At 40.4% G+C, this 20,735-nt stretch carries 20 protein-coding genes; 6 read left to right on the top strand and 14 right to left on the bottom strand.

Annotated features, from left to right (window positions below; translation table 11 throughout):
- Positions 1–327 precede the first annotated feature (327 nt).
- The 5 genes from PLE33_00545 to PLE33_00525 all read left to right on the top strand — a co-directional run bounded on the left by PLE33_00545 (position 328) and on the right by PLE33_00525 (position 6,431).
- Positions 328–2,055, top strand: a complete 1,728-nt coding sequence (locus PLE33_00545; GenBank protein ID HPS59735.1) for a tetratricopeptide repeat protein — start codon at positions 328–330, stop codon at positions 2,053–2,055.
- Between the two features lie 18 nt (positions 2,056–2,073).
- Positions 2,074–3,528 carry an IMP dehydrogenase gene (gene guaB / locus PLE33_00540; protein HPS59734.1) on the top strand — a complete coding sequence of 485 codons (1,455 nt, stop codon included), beginning with the start codon at positions 2,074–2,076 and terminating at the stop codon, positions 3,526–3,528.
- Positions 3,482–4,423, top strand: coding sequence for a site-specific tyrosine recombinase (locus PLE33_00535; protein ID HPS59733.1), 942 nt, complete (start codon positions 3,482–3,484; stop codon positions 4,421–4,423). The genes guaB and PLE33_00535 overlap by 47 nt, the downstream gene beginning before the upstream one ends.
- A 227-nt stretch (positions 4,424–4,650) precedes the next feature.
- Positions 4,651–5,658 carry an ABC transporter substrate-binding protein gene (locus tag PLE33_00530; GenBank protein ID HPS59732.1) on the top strand — a complete coding sequence of 336 codons (1,008 nt, stop codon included), beginning with the start codon at positions 4,651–4,653 and terminating at the stop codon, positions 5,656–5,658.
- Between the two features lie 2 nt (positions 5,659–5,660).
- Positions 5,661–6,431, top strand: coding sequence for an ABC transporter ATP-binding protein (locus PLE33_00525; protein ID HPS59731.1), 771 nt, complete (start codon positions 5,661–5,663; stop codon positions 6,429–6,431).
- A gap of 543 nt (positions 6,432–6,974) precedes the next feature.
- Here the strand turns inward: PLE33_00525 and ffh are convergent.
- The 12 genes from ffh to PLE33_00465 all read right to left on the bottom strand — a co-directional run bounded on the left by ffh (position 6,975) and on the right by PLE33_00465 (position 14,411).
- Positions 6,975–8,315, bottom strand: a complete 1,341-nt coding sequence (gene ffh / locus PLE33_00520) for a signal recognition particle protein (GenBank protein ID HPS59730.1) — start codon at positions 8,313–8,315, stop codon at positions 6,975–6,977.
- Between the two features lie 17 nt (positions 8,316–8,332).
- Entirely contained in the window at positions 8,333–8,959 is a 627-nt protein-coding gene (gene rpe, locus PLE33_00515; protein HPS59729.1) for a ribulose-phosphate 3-epimerase, read from the bottom strand.
- A gap of 8 nt (positions 8,960–8,967) precedes the next feature.
- Positions 8,968–9,282 (bottom strand): DUF721 domain-containing protein, encoded by a 315-nt coding sequence (locus PLE33_00510; protein ID HPS59728.1) that lies wholly within the window; start codon positions 9,280–9,282, stop codon positions 8,968–8,970.
- A 69-nt stretch (positions 9,283–9,351) separates the two neighbouring features.
- Positions 9,352–9,927, bottom strand: coding sequence for a hypothetical protein (locus PLE33_00505; GenBank protein HPS59727.1), 576 nt, complete (start codon positions 9,925–9,927; stop codon positions 9,352–9,354).
- Positions 9,928–9,945: 18 nt separating this feature from the next.
- The gene (rplI, locus tag PLE33_00500; protein HPS59726.1) at positions 9,946–10,392 is read right to left on the bottom strand and encodes a 50S ribosomal protein L9; all 447 of its coding nucleotides are present in this window, start codon (positions 10,390–10,392) and stop codon (positions 9,946–9,948) included.
- Positions 10,389–11,225 (bottom strand): hypothetical protein, encoded by an 837-nt coding sequence (locus PLE33_00495; protein HPS59725.1) that lies wholly within the window; start codon positions 11,223–11,225, stop codon positions 10,389–10,391. Before PLE33_00495 ends, rplI begins: the two co-directional genes overlap by 4 nt.
- Positions 11,226–11,462: a 30S ribosomal protein S18 gene (gene rpsR, locus PLE33_00490; GenBank protein ID HPS59724.1), complete on the bottom strand. Its 237-nt coding sequence runs from the start codon at positions 11,460–11,462 to the stop codon at positions 11,226–11,228.
- Positions 11,463–11,471: 9 nt separating this feature from the next.
- A complete protein-coding gene (ssb, locus tag PLE33_00485) occupies positions 11,472–11,927 on the bottom strand; it encodes a single-stranded DNA-binding protein (GenBank protein ID HPS59723.1) in 456 nt (151 codons plus the stop codon).
- Between the two features lie 11 nt (positions 11,928–11,938).
- Positions 11,939–12,226 carry a 30S ribosomal protein S6 gene (gene rpsF / locus PLE33_00480; GenBank protein HPS59722.1) on the bottom strand — a complete coding sequence of 96 codons (288 nt, stop codon included), beginning with the start codon at positions 12,224–12,226 and terminating at the stop codon, positions 11,939–11,941.
- The gene (gene pth, locus PLE33_00475; protein ID HPS59721.1) at positions 12,210–12,821 is read right to left on the bottom strand and encodes an aminoacyl-tRNA hydrolase; all 612 of its coding nucleotides are present in this window, start codon (positions 12,819–12,821) and stop codon (positions 12,210–12,212) included. Before pth ends, rpsF begins: the two co-directional genes overlap by 17 nt.
- A 9-nt stretch (positions 12,822–12,830) precedes the next feature.
- Entirely contained in the window at positions 12,831–13,448 is a 618-nt protein-coding gene (locus PLE33_00470) for a 50S ribosomal protein L25 (GenBank protein ID HPS59720.1), read from the bottom strand.
- Positions 13,449–13,463: 15 nt separating this feature from the next.
- Positions 13,464–14,411, bottom strand: coding sequence for a ribose-phosphate pyrophosphokinase (locus PLE33_00465; GenBank protein HPS59719.1), 948 nt, complete (start codon positions 14,409–14,411; stop codon positions 13,464–13,466).
- Between the two features lie 562 nt (positions 14,412–14,973).
- Here PLE33_00465 and PLE33_00460 point away from each other — a divergent pair.
- Positions 14,974–18,000: a FlgD immunoglobulin-like domain containing protein gene (locus tag PLE33_00460; GenBank protein HPS59718.1), complete on the top strand. Its 3,027-nt coding sequence runs from the start codon at positions 14,974–14,976 to the stop codon at positions 17,998–18,000.
- A gap of 501 nt (positions 18,001–18,501) precedes the next feature.
- On the opposite strand, the gene murA is transcribed toward PLE33_00460, so the two are convergent.
- Positions 18,502–19,758 carry a UDP-N-acetylglucosamine 1-carboxyvinyltransferase gene (gene murA, locus PLE33_00455; GenBank protein ID HPS59717.1) on the bottom strand — a complete coding sequence of 419 codons (1,257 nt, stop codon included), beginning with the start codon at positions 19,756–19,758 and terminating at the stop codon, positions 18,502–18,504.
- Positions 19,739–20,599 (bottom strand): peptide chain release factor N(5)-glutamine methyltransferase, encoded by an 861-nt coding sequence (gene prmC / locus PLE33_00450; protein HPS59716.1) that lies wholly within the window; start codon positions 20,597–20,599, stop codon positions 19,739–19,741. Before prmC ends, murA begins: the two co-directional genes overlap by 20 nt.
- Positions 20,600–20,735 lie beyond the last annotated feature (136 nt).

Here is a 20,735-nt window from a genome sequence, read left to right as displayed (position 1 = left end):
TGGTTGACCAGGAGGTCAACCCTCCGGAAAAATGACATCTTGTCGTTTTAGAGTTGACCGGGAGGTCAACCCTCCGGAAAAACGACATCTTATCGTTTTACAAAGCACAGGAAATGGTTGACCAGGAGGTCTGTACCCCGGAGAAACGACGTCCTCGTCGTTTTAGAGTTGACCAGGAGGTCTGTACCTCGGAGAAACGACGTCCTCGTCGTTTTAGAGTTGACCAGGAGGTCAACCCTCCGGAAAAACGACATCTTGTCGTTTTGCAAAGAATAAGAGGTGGTTGACCGGGAGGTCAACCCTCCAGATTAGAAAGAAGAAGCTAAAATGAAAAAGACAGTTTTGCTAATACTGATCCTACTTGCTTGCATAAGTGCAATAAATGCACAATATGACGAAAAGCAAATCCTTACTCAGCAAGCAAATCAATTGCTGATGCAGCGTCAATACGCTCAAGCAGAACAGCTCTTTTTACAAATTCTGGATAAATACCCGGGTGACATAAATGCCGTCAATCAACTTATGAATATCTATTTTACATTGTCTCAGACAGAAAAAGCTGAAACAACTTTGAATAAATACCAAAGAGCTTTGCCCCCGCAAACATATAGCGAACTGCTTATTCAGCTATTAATTATGCAAGCAAAGGTAGAAGATGCCTGGCAGGAAACTCTACGCTATTTGCAACTTTACGGTCAGGATGAATATAAATACCGGCATCTGGCATCTTTTTTTGAACGCAAAGCATTTTACGACAAAGTGATAGAGCTATACACAAGAGCCCGAAATCAATTAGGCAAGCCCGATTTATTCCGTTTGGAAATGGCAAATTCAGCAATGAATTATCATCAGTTTGAAAAGGCAATTCGCGAATATATGGCTTACACAGAAAACAATCCGGTCTATATGTTCTATACTAATAATCAGCTGAAAACAATATTGCAGGAAGATTCCACCCTTATTTCTGTTGTTGCAGCTCTTGCCGACAGCAGCAAAAGTATCGTGTTAAAAGAAATTTACGCTAATGCCTTGCTCAGTTTGCAGGATTATAAAACAGCCCTGAATATTTATAAACAGCTTGACCCCCAAAAAATGTTGCATTTTGCAGAGGAACAAACAGCTGCAGGTAACGACAGTATTGCTTTTGAGGCATACAGCTATCTGGCATCAATAGAAACGGATATGGCAAAAAAAATGGATTTGCGTTATCGCCTGGCAGAAATAAAATATCAGCAAAGGGATTTGCCGACTACCGAACAAATTGTCGGGGAATCACTTTCTCTGCCATTCTGGAAAGATAAAAATCTTTATTACCGTTCTACGGTGGGAGTTAAATTCCGCAAATTGATGGCAGAAATTAAGCTGGCTAAAAATGAGCCGGTTGATAGTGCGTTAGTGTGGTTGAACGAAGCTCGTAAATTTAGCCGTAACAATCTGGAAACACAAGAGATGGATTTGGAGATTGCCCGTCTGTATATCCTCAGCGGTGAAAAGCAAAAGGCGGAGAATATTTTGCAAAACATCACTCAGAACACTCTGCAGGAAAAAAAGGAATACTTGAACTTCTTAAACACTTTACTGGACGGCAATACTGCTTTAGCGGATACTTTAATGAATACTTTCCTTATTCGGCATCCGGAAAGTCAATATGCCAACGATGCCATCTATTTGATGATGTTTACTTTGAATATGGCAGAGCAGGATAAAAAGAGTTTCTATTCCGCCATCCGGTTGTTACAACTGAACCGTCAAAGCGGAATTGATACATTGGCGGTAATTTTCAGTCACAATAAAGATGAGGAAATCCTTTTAATGGCAATTGAATGGGCAATTGCTTTCGGAAATGATGCCAAGGCAAAGGAATTGCTGCAATATGATTTTCAGGATGAAGTTGCGGCGGATTATGCTGCTTTACTCCGTTTGTTAATGGTTGCCGATAAAACTGAAGAACAACGCCTGGCAAAGGACTTTTTAAAAAACAAGCCCAACAGTATTTTCTCCCCCGATTTTAGGCAGAAAATCAGTCGCTGGGCAGCTTCCCGACCGAATTTATAATAACTCACAGGAGATAAAATGAACTTACGCAAAGCATATACCTTTGATGATGTGCTTTTGGTTCCTCAAAAATCGGAAGTTTTACCTGCTGAAGTAGATTTAAGCACAAAAATAACAGCTAAAATAACTCTGCATCTCCCGGTTTTGAGTTCCGCAATGGATACCGTTACGGAATCGGCTATGGCAATTGCTATGGCAAGAGAAGGGGGTTTGGGAATTATCCATAAAAACCTTTCCATAGCAGACCAGGCAAAGCAGGTAAGTTTAGTGAAACGAGCAGAAAGTGGAGTAGTTACTCATCCTTATATTCTAAATCCTGAAGATACTTTGGATGTTGTTTTAGCTTTGAAAGAAGCACATCATATTGGCGGTTTCCCGGTGGTAGAAAATGAATTCCTGATAGGCATTTTAACCAATCGGGATATCCGTTTTGAAACCAATCTCCAGGCAAAAGTGAAAGACCTGATGACTCCTAAGGAAAAGCTGATTACCGCAAAAAAGGGAATTTCAATGGACAAGGCAATTGACCTTTTGCAGCAACATCGGATAGAAAAATTGCTGCTAATTAGTGATGATGGTAAACTGGAAGGAATGATAACTGTTAAGGACATTATGAAACGCTTAAATTATCCTAAAGCAGTGCAGGATGATAAAAACCGTTTACTGGTGGGGGCTGCAATTGGGGTTACAGGAGATTATATTGAACGAGCAAAAGAACTTCTTAATGCCGGAGCAGATTTATTAGTAATTGATACGGCACACGGTCATCAAAAAAACATAGGTAATGCTTTGCAGAAAGTGAAAAAGAACTTTAGCTGTCAAGTTATTGCCGGCAATGTTGCCACTGCTTCTGCCTGCTGCTATTTAATTGATAATGGAGCAGATGCAGTGAAAATTGGCATCGGTCCCGGTTCAATTTGCACTACCAGAATTATTGCCGGAATTGGAGTTCCACAATTAAGCGCCATAATGGATTGTGCGGAAGAGGCAGGTAAAAACAACATACCTGTAATTGCCGATGGAGGCATAAAATTCAGCGGAGACATTGTTAAAGCACTTGCCGGAGGTGCTGCAGCAGTTATGATTGGTTCACTTTTTGCCGGTTGTGATGAAAGCCCCGGAGAATCCATAATTTATAACGGCAGAAGGTTTAAAAGCTATCGGGGTATGGGTTCTCTGGCTGCAATGAAACAAGGCAGCAAAGACCGCTATTTTCAAGAACAGATAGAAGAAAATAAACTGGTAGCCGAAGGAATTGAAGGAATGGTTCCCTATAAAGGACCCGTTAAGGATTTTCTTTATCAATTGATGGGTGGATTGCGTTCCGGGATGGGTTATTGCGGAGCAGCCACTATTCAGGAATTAAAAAAAAATGCCGAATTTATAGAAATTACAACTGCCGGCTTGAAGGAAAGCCATCCTCACGATGTCCACATCACTAAAGAAACCCCGAACTATTACAGCGGGGATTGAAGAAGAGCTTTCTCCCGCTTTAAAAAGTTATCTTTCCAGTTTTGTTTATCACTTGAAAGTAGAGCGGGGAATGGCAAAAAACAGTATTGACAGTTATCGTCATGATATTGGCGATTTTCTGTTATTTTGTCCTAAGGAAATTGGTAGTTACAAAACAGACGATATTACCAGGTATCTTCTTTCGCTGCAGGAAATTGGGCTCTTAAACTCCAGTGTTGCCAGAAAGCGCGTTGCCTTAGGTCAGTTCTTCGGTTTTTTAAAAGACAACGATATTCCCACTGATGTAGATATGGATTTGGTGCCGAGAATCAAACTGGGAATGCATTTGCCCGATGTGCTGAGTATAGATGAAATGTTTCAGCTGTTAAATTCCCTGCCTGTAAAAACACCTTTGGAAATCCGCAATAAATTAATGATGGAATTGCTGTATGCCACCGGAATGCGAATTTCAGAGCTTTTAAGCGTATCTTTGCACGATTTGAATTTAACTGAGAGGGTTATTTTAGTTCACGGCAAGGGCAGTAAGCAACGCTATGTGCCTTATGTAGATACGCTTGATGAATTCTTTGCAAAGTATTTAAAACAGAGCCGTCCCATACTTTTAAAACTGAAACAATCCGAAATCCTTTTCCTGAATAACCGGGGCGAAAAAATGAGCCGGATGGGTTTCTGGAAAATTTTAAAACAGGCAGCCCTAAAAGCAAATATCAAGAAGGATATTACCCCGCATACTTTTCGTCATAGTTTTGCCACCCATTTACTGGAAGGAGGAGTGAATTTAAGAATTGTGCAAGCGCTTTTAGGTCATTCGTCTATTGATACTACCCAGATTTATACACATATAGATATGAAACGACTGGTGGAAACATATAAAGAGTATCATCCCCGCGCGTAAAAAAGGTGAACGGTGAACGGTGAACGGTGAAGAGTGAAGAGTGAATGGTGAAGGGTGAAAGGTGAAGGAAAAGAATGGAGAATGGAGAATGGAGAATTGAGAATGATAAATAATAATCTGCGAAATCTGCGGGAACCAAAATCTGCGGGAACCAAAATCTTTTCTGCGGAATCTGCGGGAACCGAAATCTGCGGGAACCAAAATCTATGAGAAAAAAAGGAGCATAAATGAAAACCCGTGTTAATCCCTTTAGTCCCTGGTGCTGTTTAATTTTAGCACTTATGGTTGTTCTTTGCCTTACTTCCTGTAATCCGAAAAGCCAAAAACAGGAACAGGCAAAATTGCAAAAGGTCTCAGTTACATTGGATTGGACACCCAATACCAATCACACCGGAATTTATGTAGCCAAAGAACTGGGTTACTTTCAAGAGCAAGGTTTGGAGGTGGATATTCAGCAACCGGGACAAAATGTTACCGACCAAATTGTTGCCACCGGAAAAAGTGCCTTTGGTGTAAGCTATCAGGAAAATGTAATTCGTGCCAGAAGTGAAAACATCCCTCTGGTATCCATTGCAGCTGTTATTCAGCATAATACTTCCGGTTTTGCCTCGTTAAAAAGTTCAGGAATAAAGAGTCCGCTTGATTTTGAAGGCAAGAAATACGGTTCCTGGGATTCTCCTTCCGAGCTGGCAATCTTGAAAGCAACAATGGCAAAATATGGTGCCGATTTCAATACGGTAACCATTATTTCAGGAATTTACGATTTCTTTTCCACGATTGGCAAAGATGCAGATTTTGAGTGGATTTATTATGGCTGGGACGGTGTGGAAGCGGAAAGAAGAGGCATTGCCTTAAACTATATACCCCTCAAAGAAATAGACCCTGTTTTTGACTATTATACACCTGTTATTATCAGCAGCGAAGATTATCTGGCAAAAAATCCCGAGACCGCCACTAAATTTATTACTGCTCTGAAAAAGGGTTATGAGTATTGTATCGCCAAACCGGATTCCGCAGCGGCTATTTTGCTGAAAAATGTCCCTGAACTAAATCCCGAGCAAGTTAAACGCAGTATGCAATATCTGGCGAAAGAATATCAGAGCGATGCTTCTTCCTGGGGAACACAAAATTTAACTGTCTGGAAACGATTTTGTGACTGGATGTATCAGCAACGCCTTATTCTGCTTGCAGTTGATCCCAATAAAGCATTTTCTAACGAATACCTGCCCAAGTAAATATGACACCAGAAAGCATCCTGGAAGCGAAGGATATTCGTAAGTCATTTTTCTTCAAGAATTCGCTGGTTGTAGTTCTGGATAACTTGCAGTTTCAGATAACCGCAGGACAGTTTGTTAGTATCATTGGTCCCAGCGGTTGCGGAAAAAGCACTTTTTTGGAACTTTTAGCTGGAATCACCAAACCCGATAAAGGAAATATTGTTCTTGAAGGTGTGGATATTACAGGAAAAACCGGTTATTTGGGTTATATGCCCCAAGACGATTTACTCTTCCCCTGGCTAACTACAATGCAAAATATTTTGCTACCGGTGAAGGTGAAAAATGGAAACGAAAAAGAGGCAAAAAAGAAAATTATGGAACTACTGCCTCTTTTTGGCTTGCAAAATTACACCGAACATTTACCCTACCAGCTTTCAGGGGGATTGAAACAGCGTGTAGCTTTGTTAAGAACCTATATGAGCAGCGCCGAAATTTTGCTTTTGGATGAACCGCTGGCAAAACTGGATGCGTTAACCCGCAGTCAATTACAGGCATGGCTGAAAGATATTGTCCAACTGCTGAATTTAACCGTTATTTTAGTTACCCACGATATAGACGAAGCTATTATGCTTTCGGATAGAATTGAACTGATGAGTATCAATCCCGGAACTTTTCTGGAAAGGATAGAACTACATAGAAATGCACCTTTAAGCCCGGAAGAGCAGCTGAAACTAAAAACGAGGATACGCAGTAAACTGGTTTATGGAGATGATAAAACAGAGCAATTGTAAATTAGACCTGAATTATGTTATTCCGATAGAATTGATTGCCGGTTCTTTTTTTGCCAACCCGATTTTCTCTCGTCTGCTTTATTTGGCATAAATGTTTATGGTGTCTCTTGTATTATTTTGGCTGTGAGCTGCATGAGCAAATATTCCTATCATATCTTATTATGTCCGAATGCGTTATTGTGTGTTGCCCAGTTGGTTAATTAACATTTCTTTATAACTGCTTTAACGCTCCTTTAGTCGCGTTAAAGAATCGTTAAAGAGTCGTTAAAGGAGTATAAAAGGAACGAGTATGTTGGAAATATGAACGGTCTTGTTAAAATTGTGCCTATCTTTCCGCGGGGGTTTTGCCTTCCTCGCAATAATTACATTGCTTTCAGGGATTTTTGTGCACCTGTATAATCATTGCGATAGCTCAAATAGTGGTTTTCAAAGAACTAAACCTGAAAATTGTTGTTTCTATCTTTGCTTTCTTATTAAATTTATTTTTCCCTCTGTAATCCTCATTTAAAAACCCTGCACTCCCGTTGATCTGAAATTCATTGCTTAAAAATTCGGTTTATTTCCGCCCATCATTCTTTCAATGTGTTTCAATCCCTGAGGTGTATTCACTTTTTTCAGCATTTTTTTCATTTCCTCAAACTGACGCAACAATCTGTTCACTTCCGTAACGCTGCGACCGCAACCTTTTGCTATACGCAGGCGTCTGCTGCCGTTAATAATTTCCGGATGCTCGCGTTCTTTTTCAGTCATAGATTGAATAATAGCTTCAATATGTTTCAGGGCTTTATCGTCAATTTGCAAATCAGCAGGAAGTTTATGCCCCAAACCAGGTATCATCCTGATAATGGATTCCAGCGAGCCCATTTTTTTTATGCTTTGCAGTTGTTTCAGGAAGTCATTAAAGGTGAACTGATTTTTCAGCATTTTGCGGGCAAGTTTTTCCTCGGCATCCTTATCCATAGCATCTTCTGCTTTTTCAATCAGGGTTAAAACATCGCCCATACCCAAAATACGGCTTGCCATTCGTTCAGGATAAAAAATTTCCAGGTCGCTAACTTTTTCTCCGATGCCGACGAAAGCTACTGGTCTTCCGGTGACTGCTTTAATTGATAGAGCTGCGCCTCCGCGGGCATCACCATCCAGTTTTGTTAATATAACAGCATCAAAGGCAAGTTTATCATAAAATTCCCGGGCAATGGTTACGGCATCCTGTCCCGTTGTAGCATCTGCCACGAAGAAGATATAATCCGGTTTGATATGTGTTTTCAGGCGTGCCACTTCTTCCATCATCGGTTCATCTATGTGCAGGCGTCCTGCGGTATCAAAAATCAGCAAATTAACCATTTCCTTATCTGCTTGCGCTAAAGCGGAATCGGCAATTTTTAGAATATTATTCGTCTCTTCTGAAATGACAGGAACTCCAATTTGTTTGCCCAAAATTTTCAGCTGATCTACGGCTGCAGGACGGTAAACATCACAGGCAACAAGCATCGGTTTGATGCTTTTTTTACGGTAAAAGGCAGCTAATTTGGCACAGGCAGTTGTTTTTCCTGAGCCCTGCAAACCTACCAACATCACTTTAGTGAGGCGATTGTTATAGACCTTGAATTGAAAACCTTCGGTATCCATCAAATTAACAAGCTGCTCATAAACGATTTTTACAACTTGTTGACCGGGAGTTAAGGATTTTAAAACCTCCACCCCCAATGCGCGTTTTTCCACTTCCGCAACGAAGTTCTTAACAATTTTATAGTTTACATCTGCTTCCAGAAGCGCCATCCGCACTTCCCGCAAACCCGCTTTTATGTTATCTTCGGTTAAATAACCTTTCCCTTTCAGGTTACGAAATATCTTATCCAGCCGTTCCGATAGATTATCAAACATTTTTAATCCTTCATCAATTATGCATTGCGTAATGCGGAAATTGCCATTGGGTAATCCTGGCTGCTAAAAATATAGGATGCCGAAACCAGAATATCAGTTCCCGCTTCTTTAATTGCTTTAGCATTAGCAGCAGTAACTCCTCCGTCCACTTCAATCAGATAGCGATAATTGCCTTTTTTCCGTAAATTAAACAAATCCCAGATTTTGTAAATAGCAGCAGGGATAAATTCCTGAGCGGAATAGCCGGGATTAACGCTCATCACTAAAATATAGTCCAAATCTGGTAACAGGGCTTCCAAAGTTCCAATCGGGGTTCCCGGATTTAATGCTAAGCCCGCTTTAATCCCTTTTTCTTTCAGTTTTTGAATTAAGCGGTGACTATGATAGCAGGTCTCCTGATGAAAACTGACCCATTGCACATCCATCTCCAATAAAAGCTGGATGTGAAAATCCGGATTCGTTACCATTAAATGGACATCCAAAGGCAGCTTGGTTAATTCCCTGATTTTTCTAATGAGCGGAAACCCGAAACTGAGATTGGGAACATAGTGTCCATCCATAATGTCCAAATGCAGGATATCGGCTCCTGCAGCTTCCAAAGCGGAAATTTCGGCTGCCAAATTACCGAAATCTGCTGATAACAATGATGGAGCTATTTGCGTCTTTTGCATTTGCGTTTTGGACTGCCAATGAGAAAAATGATATCGGCAATCTCCTCCTTGTATAAGATTTTATAGCGGGAAATAATCTCCTGCTTTCTTAACAGTAATTCCTGCATCCAGGTATTATTCTGCACAGTAACGAAGAGCACTCCGTTTTCCAGTTTTGATGGATGCGATCTTTCCGCCAAAATTTCCCCCACCACTTTCTGCCAGGCAAGAAAGATATGAATGAAAGAACGATATTTTTCACCACCTAAACGGTAAAGAAGAGAAGTGGATAACTCGGAAAAAGAACTGAAAGACATCTGCAGTAAAGAGCCCTCACCGGAAAATTACTTCTCCGGTGAAGGACTTAAGTTCAGCTGAAAAACTGTTTATTCCCGATTAGTGATTAAACCGTAGCCGCTATAAGATAGAATTAAAACGAGCAGTGCTACATAATATACGGAACCGACACCGAGGGTTGTCTTGTCCACTCTGCTCATTAAAAATCCGGGGACTATAGCAGCAATAACATATAGAATGTAACCGATAACTCTGTTGCTAACCTGCTTGCCGCGATTATTGATAAAATAAACAGCCAGAAGAGTTAACGCAATAAACAGAATGGTAATCCCGGCTACGATAGCTAACGCTGCACCACTTTTAATTGTATCGGGAAGAGTAATTAAATTGGTGCGCAAAATAATTATCGGTGGAGTAATCAATGCCAATACTAATAATATGATTCCCAAGATCATTCTAAAGATATCTGATGATTCTTTCTCCTTTTCAAAATGGCGTTGACGCCTCCGAGTGAGGTAAAACATTATTGCTACTACAACCAGAAAAAAGACACCATAGCCAGCAATCATAACGGGCTGACCACTTATCATTCCTAATAGCGATAGAGCAAGGATAAACACTACCAAAGTGATTATCTGTTTGATCTTAAACCATAAATCGGACATTAAAACCTCCCGGTTTTATTATTGTTCGGGCTCAATAACTATATTAAGCGTGCAATTTACATCTTTATGCAAATGGATCGGCACATTGAATTCGCCCAATTCTTTATAATGCTTATCCATAAATACTGCATTCTTTTGAATGGTAATTCCCTGTTCTTCTAAACTATGCATAATATCCAGTTCGGATACGGAACCGAACATACTGCCGCTCTCATCAACCTTGCGCATAAAAACCAACTTTGTAGCAGCAATTTTTTCCGCAAGGTTTTTTAATTCGGCAAGTAACTTTTCTTCTTCGGCGGCAAGTTTATTCTTGATAACGGCAAGATTTTTCATATTTGCCGGGGTAGCATAAATGGCAAAACCACGGGGAATCAGATAGTTTCGGGCAAAACCACGCTTCACATTAATAACCTCACCCTGATTTCCCACTTTTTCTATTGTCTTCAGCATAATAACTTTCATGCTGCATTTCCTCCAGGAGTTATATTTCTTTTCGTAAACCACATATTCCCGAAACCCAAAAGGACAAGTAGAATATTGGCATACAGAACTATGATGATCATAAATAAACCACTAATAAAACGGTTGGCAAAAATCATCCCTAAACGCTGCCAAACCAATGCTGCTCCTTGAATAAAAGGAATTATACATAACGAAATCAACAAGTTCAAAAACAGCGCTCTGGTCTGACTAAAATAATATAGCGGTAAAACAGCAATGATGAGCAGATTATAAAACCCCGTAAACTTCAAGTTCGCAATCCGATTAGGTACCTTTAACCTCCACTCAAAAAGCAAATAAGCAATCAGCCAGGCAAGGGATTGGGATACAATCCAAATTGAAGGAATTATCTCTTTCCACAGCGGTAATGTCTGCTCCATCAGTGAATTATCCAGCAAAGACGGCATTCTATCTTTCACCATTGCTATCCCCTGCTCAAAAAGTTCATTCTGATATGTTTGGAATAAATAATAGCGAACTATCCCCCAGGCGGCAATAACTATGAAAGATGCCAAAAAACCGTTGCTTAACAGATGATTATACTTCACCACAAGCAGAAAAGCCAAAACCGGCAATCCTACGGTAAAAATAGCATCCAAACATAATAAGCGGGTGCTTATTTGGGTATCAAAAATAAGCATCGCTGCCGGAACCGGAACAAACAACAAAAATGCCGGCAGGGGCTTGGTTAAATTCTGCTCAGCTGTTTTAGCTATATAGAGCATATACACTATTATAGCCAAAAAAGGACTTAATAGTGATAAAGCTCCAATAATCAGGGGAAAAATCAGCATTTACTCAATTACATAGGGAATTAATGCCATCTGCCGAGCCCGCTTAATTTCCTGAGCAAGCTTCCTTTGATGTTTAGCACAATTTCCTGTTAAACGAGCCGGTTCAATTTTTCCCACTTCCGAGATATAGGATTTAAAAATATCCACATTCTTGTAATCAATCACGAGTTCTTTATTCGCACAGAACTTGCAGTATTTCTTGCGGATAAATTTTTTCTTTCTTTCGTTGGTATTCATTGCTCACTCCTAAAATGGAACATCGTCAGTTGTGGTAGTGGAAGGAGAATGCTGGGGTGTAATTTCTTCCGTGGGAAAAGGAACTTCTTCGTTAACAGGAGCAGAACCTTCTTCGCGTGGTCTCCATTCCAAAGTATGCATCACATCTACAATCACTTCCACCGCTTTCCGGTTCTGGTTATTTTGGTCTGTCCAGTTGCGGGTTTCAATTCTGCCTTCAATTATTACAGCACTTCCCTTGTGAGCTTGATTGGCTGCAAATTCAGCCCATTTATTCCATGCTACACAGTCAATCCAACTTGTAACCGTTTGCCATTGATCTGTTTCATCCTTGTAGCGACGGTCAACAGCAACTACCAGCCGAACTACCGGAGTGCCTTTAGGCGTATATTTCAGTTCTATATCGTTACCGATTCTACCACTGAAAATGCATCTGTTTAATCGCGGAACTTTTAAGTCAGCCATTTCTTTTCTCCTCAATCTTTTGCCACAAATAAGTGGCGTAATATGTTCTCGTTAATATTGAACTGAGCTTTTAGTTTCTTCACCGCTAAGCTGTCCAATTTGAAATAATCTACGAAGTAATAGCCCTCTTTATGCTTCTTGATAGGGTAAGCCAGCATGCGCTTGCCCCAGGGGTCAATTTTGGTGATTTCTCCACCGTTCTCTGTTACCAAAGCCAGCATTTTATCATTCATTGCATTGGCTTCTTCTACACTTAAGGTGGGAACTAATATCACCATTAGTTCATAATCCTTTGTCACTATTTTCCTCCTTTGGACTAATGTTTCCGGAACTTTCTGTCCCGGAACAGGATTTTTTCCAGATACTATATTCATTCAACACCGCGTTGAAATCGTATTTTATATAAAGATCAATGAATTTACCTGCTAAATCAATAGCAGGATTCAGCAATTCCCATTCTGAGGGTAAAATATCACCTAAAACATAATCTCGCGGAGCAATCTCTTTATCTCTGCCAATTCCTATCCTAATTCTTTTCAGGTCTTCCGGGGCAAGAACATTTAACAGTGATTTGATACCGTTATGACCACCATCTCCTCCCCCTTGACGAATACGAATTGTGGCAACGGGAAGTTCTATATCGTCATAAATAACCAGGTATTCAGAAATCTTCCATAGCTTCAGGGACTGTTTTATTGCTTCGCCGGAACAGTTCATATAGGTTTTGGGTTTAATCAAAACAGCTCTCGGGAGAACAAGATAATCAAAAACATCGCCTTGAACAAAATTCTTATCCCTGTCTAAAGCCCAACGGTTAAGACAGATAAATCCCAAATTATGACGGTTGTTTTCAAATTCCTTTCCCGGATTTCCCAGCCCTATAATCAGTTTCATCGGTCAGCATTATTTTTCGGATTCGGAAGTTGTTTGTTCCTCAGCAGTTGGAGCTGCAGCTGTTTGTGTCTTCTCTTCGGCTTTCGGAGTGTGAATCGTTACCAAAGTAACATCTCCGTGTTCTTTCACTTGCCAGTTACCTTGCTTTAAATCACGAATGTGCAGAGAATCACCCATCTTCAAATTACTTACATCCAAAGTTAAATCTTCCGGAATTTCATTCGCTTTACAGGCAATCTTAATATGGCGTTGCACGATTTCCATCATTCCGCCTTCTTTCACACCAATTGGTTCGCCGGTAACTGTAATCGGAACTTCCACTTCAATAATCGCTTCTGCGGAAACAGTCATAAAATCAAGATGCAACATATCTCTGGAAACAGGATGCATCTGTTTGTCTTTCAAAATAGTATGATACTGTTTTCCATTTAGCTCAATATCCCAAAAACTTACTTCTGCAAAGCTTTTTTTATACATTTGCGTAAATTCGCTTTTAGAAATGCTTACAGCTATACTTTCCATTTGCGGTCCGTATAATACGGCAGGTATCAATCCTTCTGCTCTAAGATTATGCAAATCGGACTTTTTTACTGTTTTCCGGGGGGTAGCTTTCAGGTTAAATATCATTTATTCCTCCATATATTATCTAAATAAAACACTTATTGATTCTTCCAGATGAACTTTCTTAATTGCTATTGCCAGCATTTCGGCAATAGACAATTGCACTATTTTTTCGCAGCGCCGTTTCTCTTCTGAAAGAGGAATGGTATTAGTTATAAAAAGTTTTTCAATCGGGGATGCTTCCAGATCGGAGATAGCATTGCTACTTAAAACGCCATGCGTGCAAGCAGCATAGATTTTCTTAACTCCCTTATCTACTAAAGCATTAGCCACCTTAATCAAACTTCCGCCTGTGTCTATTATATCATCAAACAAAATAGCCGTTTTATTATTAACTTCGCCAATAATATTTAAGAGTTCGGTTCTATCTTCATTTCCGCTTCTGCGTTTATCACCAATAGCCAGAGAACAATTCAAGCGTTTTGCCAAAGCTCTTGCTCTATTTGCTCCTCCGGAATCGGGTGAAACAACAACAATATCATCCATCGGCATAATGCTTTTAAAATAGCGGGCAAATGTAGGTATAGCATAAAGATGATCCACAGGGATATTGAAAAAACCCTGAATCTGATCTGCATGCAAATCTACAGTAATAACTCTTTGCGCTCCTGCAATCGTAATCAAATCTGCAACCAATTTTGCCGTAATAGGTACCCGCGGTTGATCTTTCTTATCGGAACGCGCATAAGCATAATAGGGAATAACACAATTTATCCGCTGTGCCGAAGCTCTTTTCAACGCATCTATAATAATCAACAGGTCCATTAAATTATCATTTACAGGATAACAAGTCGGCTGAATAACAAAAACATCAGCTCCGCGAACATTGTCATTGATCCTTACAAAAGATTCGTCATTGGAAAACTTAAATAAATCAATATCCGCCAAGGGAATTCCCGCATGGCGGGAAACCTCTTCTGCCAAAGGACGATTTGCATTTCCCGTTAATAATATTAGCTTAGAAAACACTTTATTTTCTTCTCTTTTTATTGCTTGTTCCAGTTAATTTTCCTCTTTCTGCATATCCTATTCGGCTATGCACTTACCATAACCTCTAATCTGATAAAATCTCTTTTAAATAACCTGAAAAATAACTCCACTCTTACCTCTTAATGCCTTTATCAACTAACCTTTTATCTGTATTTTACATCGCTTTTTACCAATCTTTTCAGGCAAGTTTAACCATTTTTTTATACCAGCGCATTTTGTCAAAGCTTATTTCGCAACCCTTTTCCCTTTGCCATTCCTGCGTTTACAAAACAGGAATAGTTCTCTCCAAAGCAATAAAGTATGCTTATCTTAGAACAGCGGCTATAAAACCCAAACTGCAATAACCGCTTGTTTGGAAGAAATCTTGCATATATTGAATAGTAGTTTAATGATTTTTATTTAGCGGACAGGCAAATAGTATTATTTAGCAAAAAACTGTAGTCATAGTATAGGCGTAGTAATGTTGTATTTGCTTGTTATTCCTGCAGAGGAAAAAAGCAGCAATGTAAAGTTAGTTTTTTTATTACAGAAGGAGATATGAATGAAGAAGATAGCGATAGCGCTTTGTTTTGCCCTTATGGTTATAGGGCTTTTTGCTACCTTGGAATGGACTGAAGAGGTAGCTATTCGTCAAGGAGTTAATATTGAATGGTTTCGCACCGGGACAGAGACCACTGATGGCGGTGCAATTTATGTTTGGTCAGATACAAAATTGGTTCAACGAGACCTTTGGGCACAGAAAGTTGATAGTTCCGGAAATTTAGTTTGGGGAGAACCGGTTTTGATAGATGGCAAAGTGGATCGCCAGGAAGATCCTGTTATCACCAGAACCAGTGATAATAATTATGTTATTGCCTGGATAGATTTCTCGCTTGATTTGGATGGTGATGTTTTTGCTCAGAAGATAGACGAGCAGGGAAATTTGCTCTGGCAGGCGGGTGGAGTTCCAGTTTGCACGCTTTGGGGAATGCAGATTTCCCTCAATATGGAGCCGGATAATGAAGGCGGAGTTTATATTGTTTGGGTTGATAGTCGTCATCCCAGTAAAGACCTTTTCAGTCAGCATCTTTCTGCAAGTGGAAGTGCTTTATGGACGATAGATGGAATTCCCGTTGCTGATGGCTTAGGCGATGAAATACAAAATACAATGCTTCCTGATGGACAGGGAGGGATGATTATTGCCTACACGCATACTTATGCTGATAACGATGATCTTTATGTAAAGCGTTTTAATGCCAGCGGCACAATGTTATGGCCCAATGCCGTAGCAATCAGCAATGCGCCGGGAAGTCAAGCTGAAATTAGAATGGCTGCCTTAACCGGAGGCGAATTTGTTTTTACTTGGCAGGATAAACGCTTTAACGATCCTGATATTATGGCTCAGAAAATCAATTTGGCAGGGGACTTGCTTTGGGGCGATTATTTGATAATTTACAGTGAGCAGGATAGTTTGGCAAGACCGCAATTGAATCCTCGCATTGTGAAAACTTCCGATAACGGAGCAATCATTATTTGGGAAGATCATCGTTTTGATACTCAGAATGCTGATCTTTTTGCTCAAAAAGTTTCAGCGGCAGGTATTAAACTTTGGAATGCTGCAGGAATTCCTTTATGCACTGCAGAATATGCGCAAATAGGTCCACGGATGGTTCCTGATAATGATGGCGGCTGTTTTGTGGTTTGGGATGATTTACGCAATGGCAATGCACCTAACGATGATATATATGCTCAGCATCTTTCTGCTGCAGGTGTTTCTTTATGGGAAGCCAACGGAAAACCGATTTGCACTGCTCCCAATCAACAGAACGGCAGTTTAGTTAAAATCAGCAATAATACCATCTTTATCAATTGGATGGATATTCGCAATGGTAGCGTTGGCATCTATTATCAGGCACTCACTTATGCAGGCACTCCTCTTTTAGCGGAAAATGGAATTCAGGTCTTTTGGGGATTGAGTGGTGATACTCCTTTGAAAAACTACCTCATTTTAAAACGCAGTTCGGATGTTGTTATTATTTGGCAGGATACGCGTTTTGCCAATGACGGCTATCGCATTTTTTACCAGTTTCTTAATCCTGACGGAACTGTAGATTTAGAGCCCAATGGAAGACCTGTAACCGAATCTGTAGCGGGATATCAATTAACCCCTAATGCTGTTGTTACCCCTGATGATCAAATAGCTATTATTTGGGAAGATACCCGAGGTAGCGACCCCAATGTTTATGCTCAGCTTATTAGCGCTGACGGACAAAGGTTATGGGGAGATTTTGGCATAAAACTAACCAATAGTGTTTCTATCCGTCAGAAAGACCCTTTTGTCAGCTATTATAACGGTTCTTTCTATTTTGGCTGGTCTGATTATCAGCCATTAGGCACTAATTTCTTTTACTATATCTATGGACAGCGGATTTATAACAACCAAAAAATGTGGGGACCCGATGGTGTTTTAATTTCCTTTCTTCCCCAGGGTAATTTGAATAATGAATGCACTCTATACGGTTTGGCAAAGAATTATTATGTTTGGGAAAGAATCAATCCCAATGTGGATTCCCGAACAATATGGGTTAAAAGGGTTGCAGAAGATGGTTCTGCACTGGATGGATGGACTGATGAAGGTTTACAGGCATCTACTTATAATGATTATGACACCAAACAAATGTATCCTGAGGCAGCTCTCACTCCCGAAGGCATCTTTGTGATGTGGAGGGACTTAAGACAAGATTTTCTGATTAATTACTGGGGACAGCATATCTCGGAAAATGGAACCCGTTTATGGGATCCTTTGGGTGTAAACCTGGCAGATAATCAACGCGAACAGGAACAGGCCTCCATTGCCGTTAATAGTAGCGGAATTACTTATGCCTGGTGTGAAAACATAGCCGGAATGCAAGATATTATGGCACAAAAATATTCCTTCCCGGGTGAACCGTTATGGGGGAATGGCGGTTACTATGTTGTCCAAAAGGATTCAACTCAACAATATTTATCCCTTTCCAGTTTCCCCGATAATAACTATATCATTTCCTGGACTGATTACTTTGGCACTGAAAATGACCTTTATTACAGATATATCAGCCACGATGGACAAATGATGGGAGACGGCAATGGAGAGATTCTTTGTAATGCAGTAAGATCGCAATATCAACCTAAAAATGCCATTTTGAACGATCACGCTTACATTATTTGGGCGGATGGACGCTCCAGCGGTAAAACCGAAATTTTGGGTCTTTATGCTCAAAAAGTAAGCGGGACAAATGCCGTTAGCGATAATTCAGCACCGTCTTTACAGAGTTTGAGCGTGCAGCAAAACTATCCTAATCCCTTCAATCCTGAAACAACTATCAGCTTTACTTTGAAGGATAATACCCCTTCCTTAAAGCTAAAAATCTATAATATCAAAGGACAATTGGTTAAAACCCTTTATAATGGCGCTCTGCCAAAAGGGCAACACCACTATGTGTGGAACGGAACCGATGAATCGGATAAGCAAGTTGGCAATGGTATCTATTTTTATAGTGTAAGTAATGAAAAAGATACCCGGATCCGCAAAATGGTATTGATGAAATGAAATAATATCAATCGGGTGTGGATTACTGTTCTCACCGGTCTAAATAAACGAACAACAGGTCAGGAGTCGTTACTGCTGAAATAATTTTTCCCTTGCGCACATACATTTTTGGCAGTAAGGACTCCTGCCGTTTATGAGCATTCAGATTCAGCTGCTTTTGCCGATTATTTGCTTAAAGGTAACGAAACAGAGGTTATTGCTGTTTTCTAACTGCGTAGTAGTAAGGATATTCTCTTGTTATATAATATCTTGAGGGACAGTGAGAACTTCCTTCAGAAATTGATTTCATTTAACCTGAACTCCCCTATTTGCCTTGTTTAACCTTCCTTCTTACTTCTTGGATCGTGTCCATATCATTCCCGTATCGTTCCCGTATCGTTCCCGTATCGCGATATGGGAATGTTATACCAATAATACCATCAATGTATCCGCAGTGAGAAAGGAAAAATTGGCAATTGATATCCGCTTTAATAATGCCTGTTAGTTATAAGAGGATATTGCTCAAGAAACTTCCTCGCGGTTAATTTTGGCTCCGATGGAATTTAGTTTTTTTTCTATCTGTTCATAGCCGCGGTCAATATGATAGATTCTGGAGATGATGGTAGTTCCCTTTGCTACCATTCCTGCTAAAACAAGAGCTGCGCTTGCTCGCAGATCTGTAGCCATAACTTCCGCTCCGCTAAGTTCTTTAACCCCTCTCACAGCAGCTATGTTTCTATCAATTTTAATATTTGCCTGCAGACGATTCAATTCCGCAATGTGCATATAGCGTTCCGGAAAGATGGTATCCTCAATAAAGCTAACCCCTTCTGCCAGGGACATTAAGACGGTAAATTGGGCTTGTAAATCCGTAGGAAAGCCCGGATAAGGAAGGGTCATTAAATTTACAGGTTTTATAGAAGCAGGCGGTATAACGGTTATAGCTTTATCTTCCATTTCCATCTCACAACCGGCTTCCCGCAATTTTTTCAAGACCGCACTTAAATGTGCCGGTTCACAATTAGCCACTGTAACCGGATTATTACTTAAAGCACCAGCGATGAGAAAAGTTCCTGCTTCAATTCTATCGGGAATAATTGTCATTTCCACCGGGAAAAGTTCTGCCACTCCTTCAATTTCCAGGGTAGTTGTCTCTCTGCCTGTTATTTTGGCACCCATTTTATTTAGCAGGTCAACGGTGGAATCTACTTCCGGTTCCATCGCAGCATTAAATATTCTTGTTTTCCCTTTAGCTAAAACTGCAGCCATCAGGGCATTAATTGTAGCACCGACGCTGGATTTGGAAAAATAAATATCATTGCCTTGAAGAGCGTCTGTTCGGGCGTTTATATAACCAAAGTCCACGGAGATGTGTGCTCCCAATGCTTCCATTGCCTGTAAATGTAAGTCAATGGGTCGGGTGCCAATAGCACAGCCACCGGGAAAAGAAACTTTAGCTTCCTTTAAACGCGCTAAAAGAGGTCCCAAAACATAAATTGAGGCACGCATTTTACTAACCAGTTCATAAGGCGCTTCCGAAAAACAAACATCCCGCGAATCAATACTCATATTGCCGTTTTCAAAATCAACTCGGGCTCCGATAATTCTTAACAGATGGGACATCGTTTTGATGTCTATCAAATCGGGAACATTACGCAAAACCGATTTTCCCGGTGCTAAAAGGCAGGCAGCCATAGCAGGTAAAACTGCATTTTTGGCTCCGCTAACATAGATTGTTCCTTTTAAATCGCGGTTTCCTTCAATTATAAAGCGTTCCATTGGTAATTCCTTTTTCTTTATAAAGAAACAGATATCTATCTCTCGCGTTCCAATCCTGGAAGGTCTCAATTTTTGTCCAGCCCTCTTTTTGGGCTATGGCAATCAGCTCATCCTTTTGTGTTTCGCTATGCTCCACAGCCAGAAATCCGTTTTCTATAAGATAACTGGAACTATAGCGAAACAATTTCCGATAAAACTCAAGACCATCTATTCCTCCTAATAGAGCTAAACGGGGCTCTTGCTCCCTAACCCTTTGATCCAAAACAGCTAATTCCGCCTGGCTGATGTAAGGAGGATTGGAAATAATCGCGGAATATGTATGCCCTGTGGCAGGAAAGCAATCTGCCAGATAAAAATGAATATCTGTCTGATATTTTGCTGCATTATCTTTGGCAATTTCTAATGCTTCCGGGCTGATATCGGTTGCCAAAACATTTAGGGAATTAAGATTTTGTTTTAAAGCAATGGCAATTGCGCCACTACCCGTCCCGATATCCAATATAGTTTCTGTTCCGTGTAAACGCTGTAAAGTTAGCTCTACCAGGCGTTCTGTTTCAAAACGCGGAATTAACACTGCAGGATTAACTTTCAGTTCCAAACCGTAAAAATATGCTCTCCCGATTATATATTGAGGCGGTTCACCTTTTGCCAAACGCTTAAACGCAATACTTATCTTTTCCTTTTCGTCCGGTGTTAAAACGCGCTGCCGATGCAAAAAAATCTCGTTGGAACTAAGCTGCAAATAGAAGGATATTATAAACCGGAAATCGGTAAAAGGAATATTTTCAGTTAACCCTATCTCTTTTGCCTGCTCCAGTAACTCCTGCACTGTCATTTTCATTTTCCAAGAACGGCGGTACGGCGACCGCTGGTACTTTTTGCCTGCTCAAGTAACTCCTGCACTGTCATTTTCATTTTCCAGGAACGGCGGTACGGCGACCGCCGGTACTTTTTGCCTGCTCCAGTAACTCCTGCAC

Source organism: Candidatus Cloacimonas sp., from assembly GCA_035403355.1.
GTDB lineage: Bacteria > Cloacimonadota > Cloacimonadia > Cloacimonadales > Cloacimonadaceae > Cloacimonas.
Note: the sequence above shows the minus strand (reverse complement) of the source record. Positions and strands in the feature narration are given on the sequence as shown.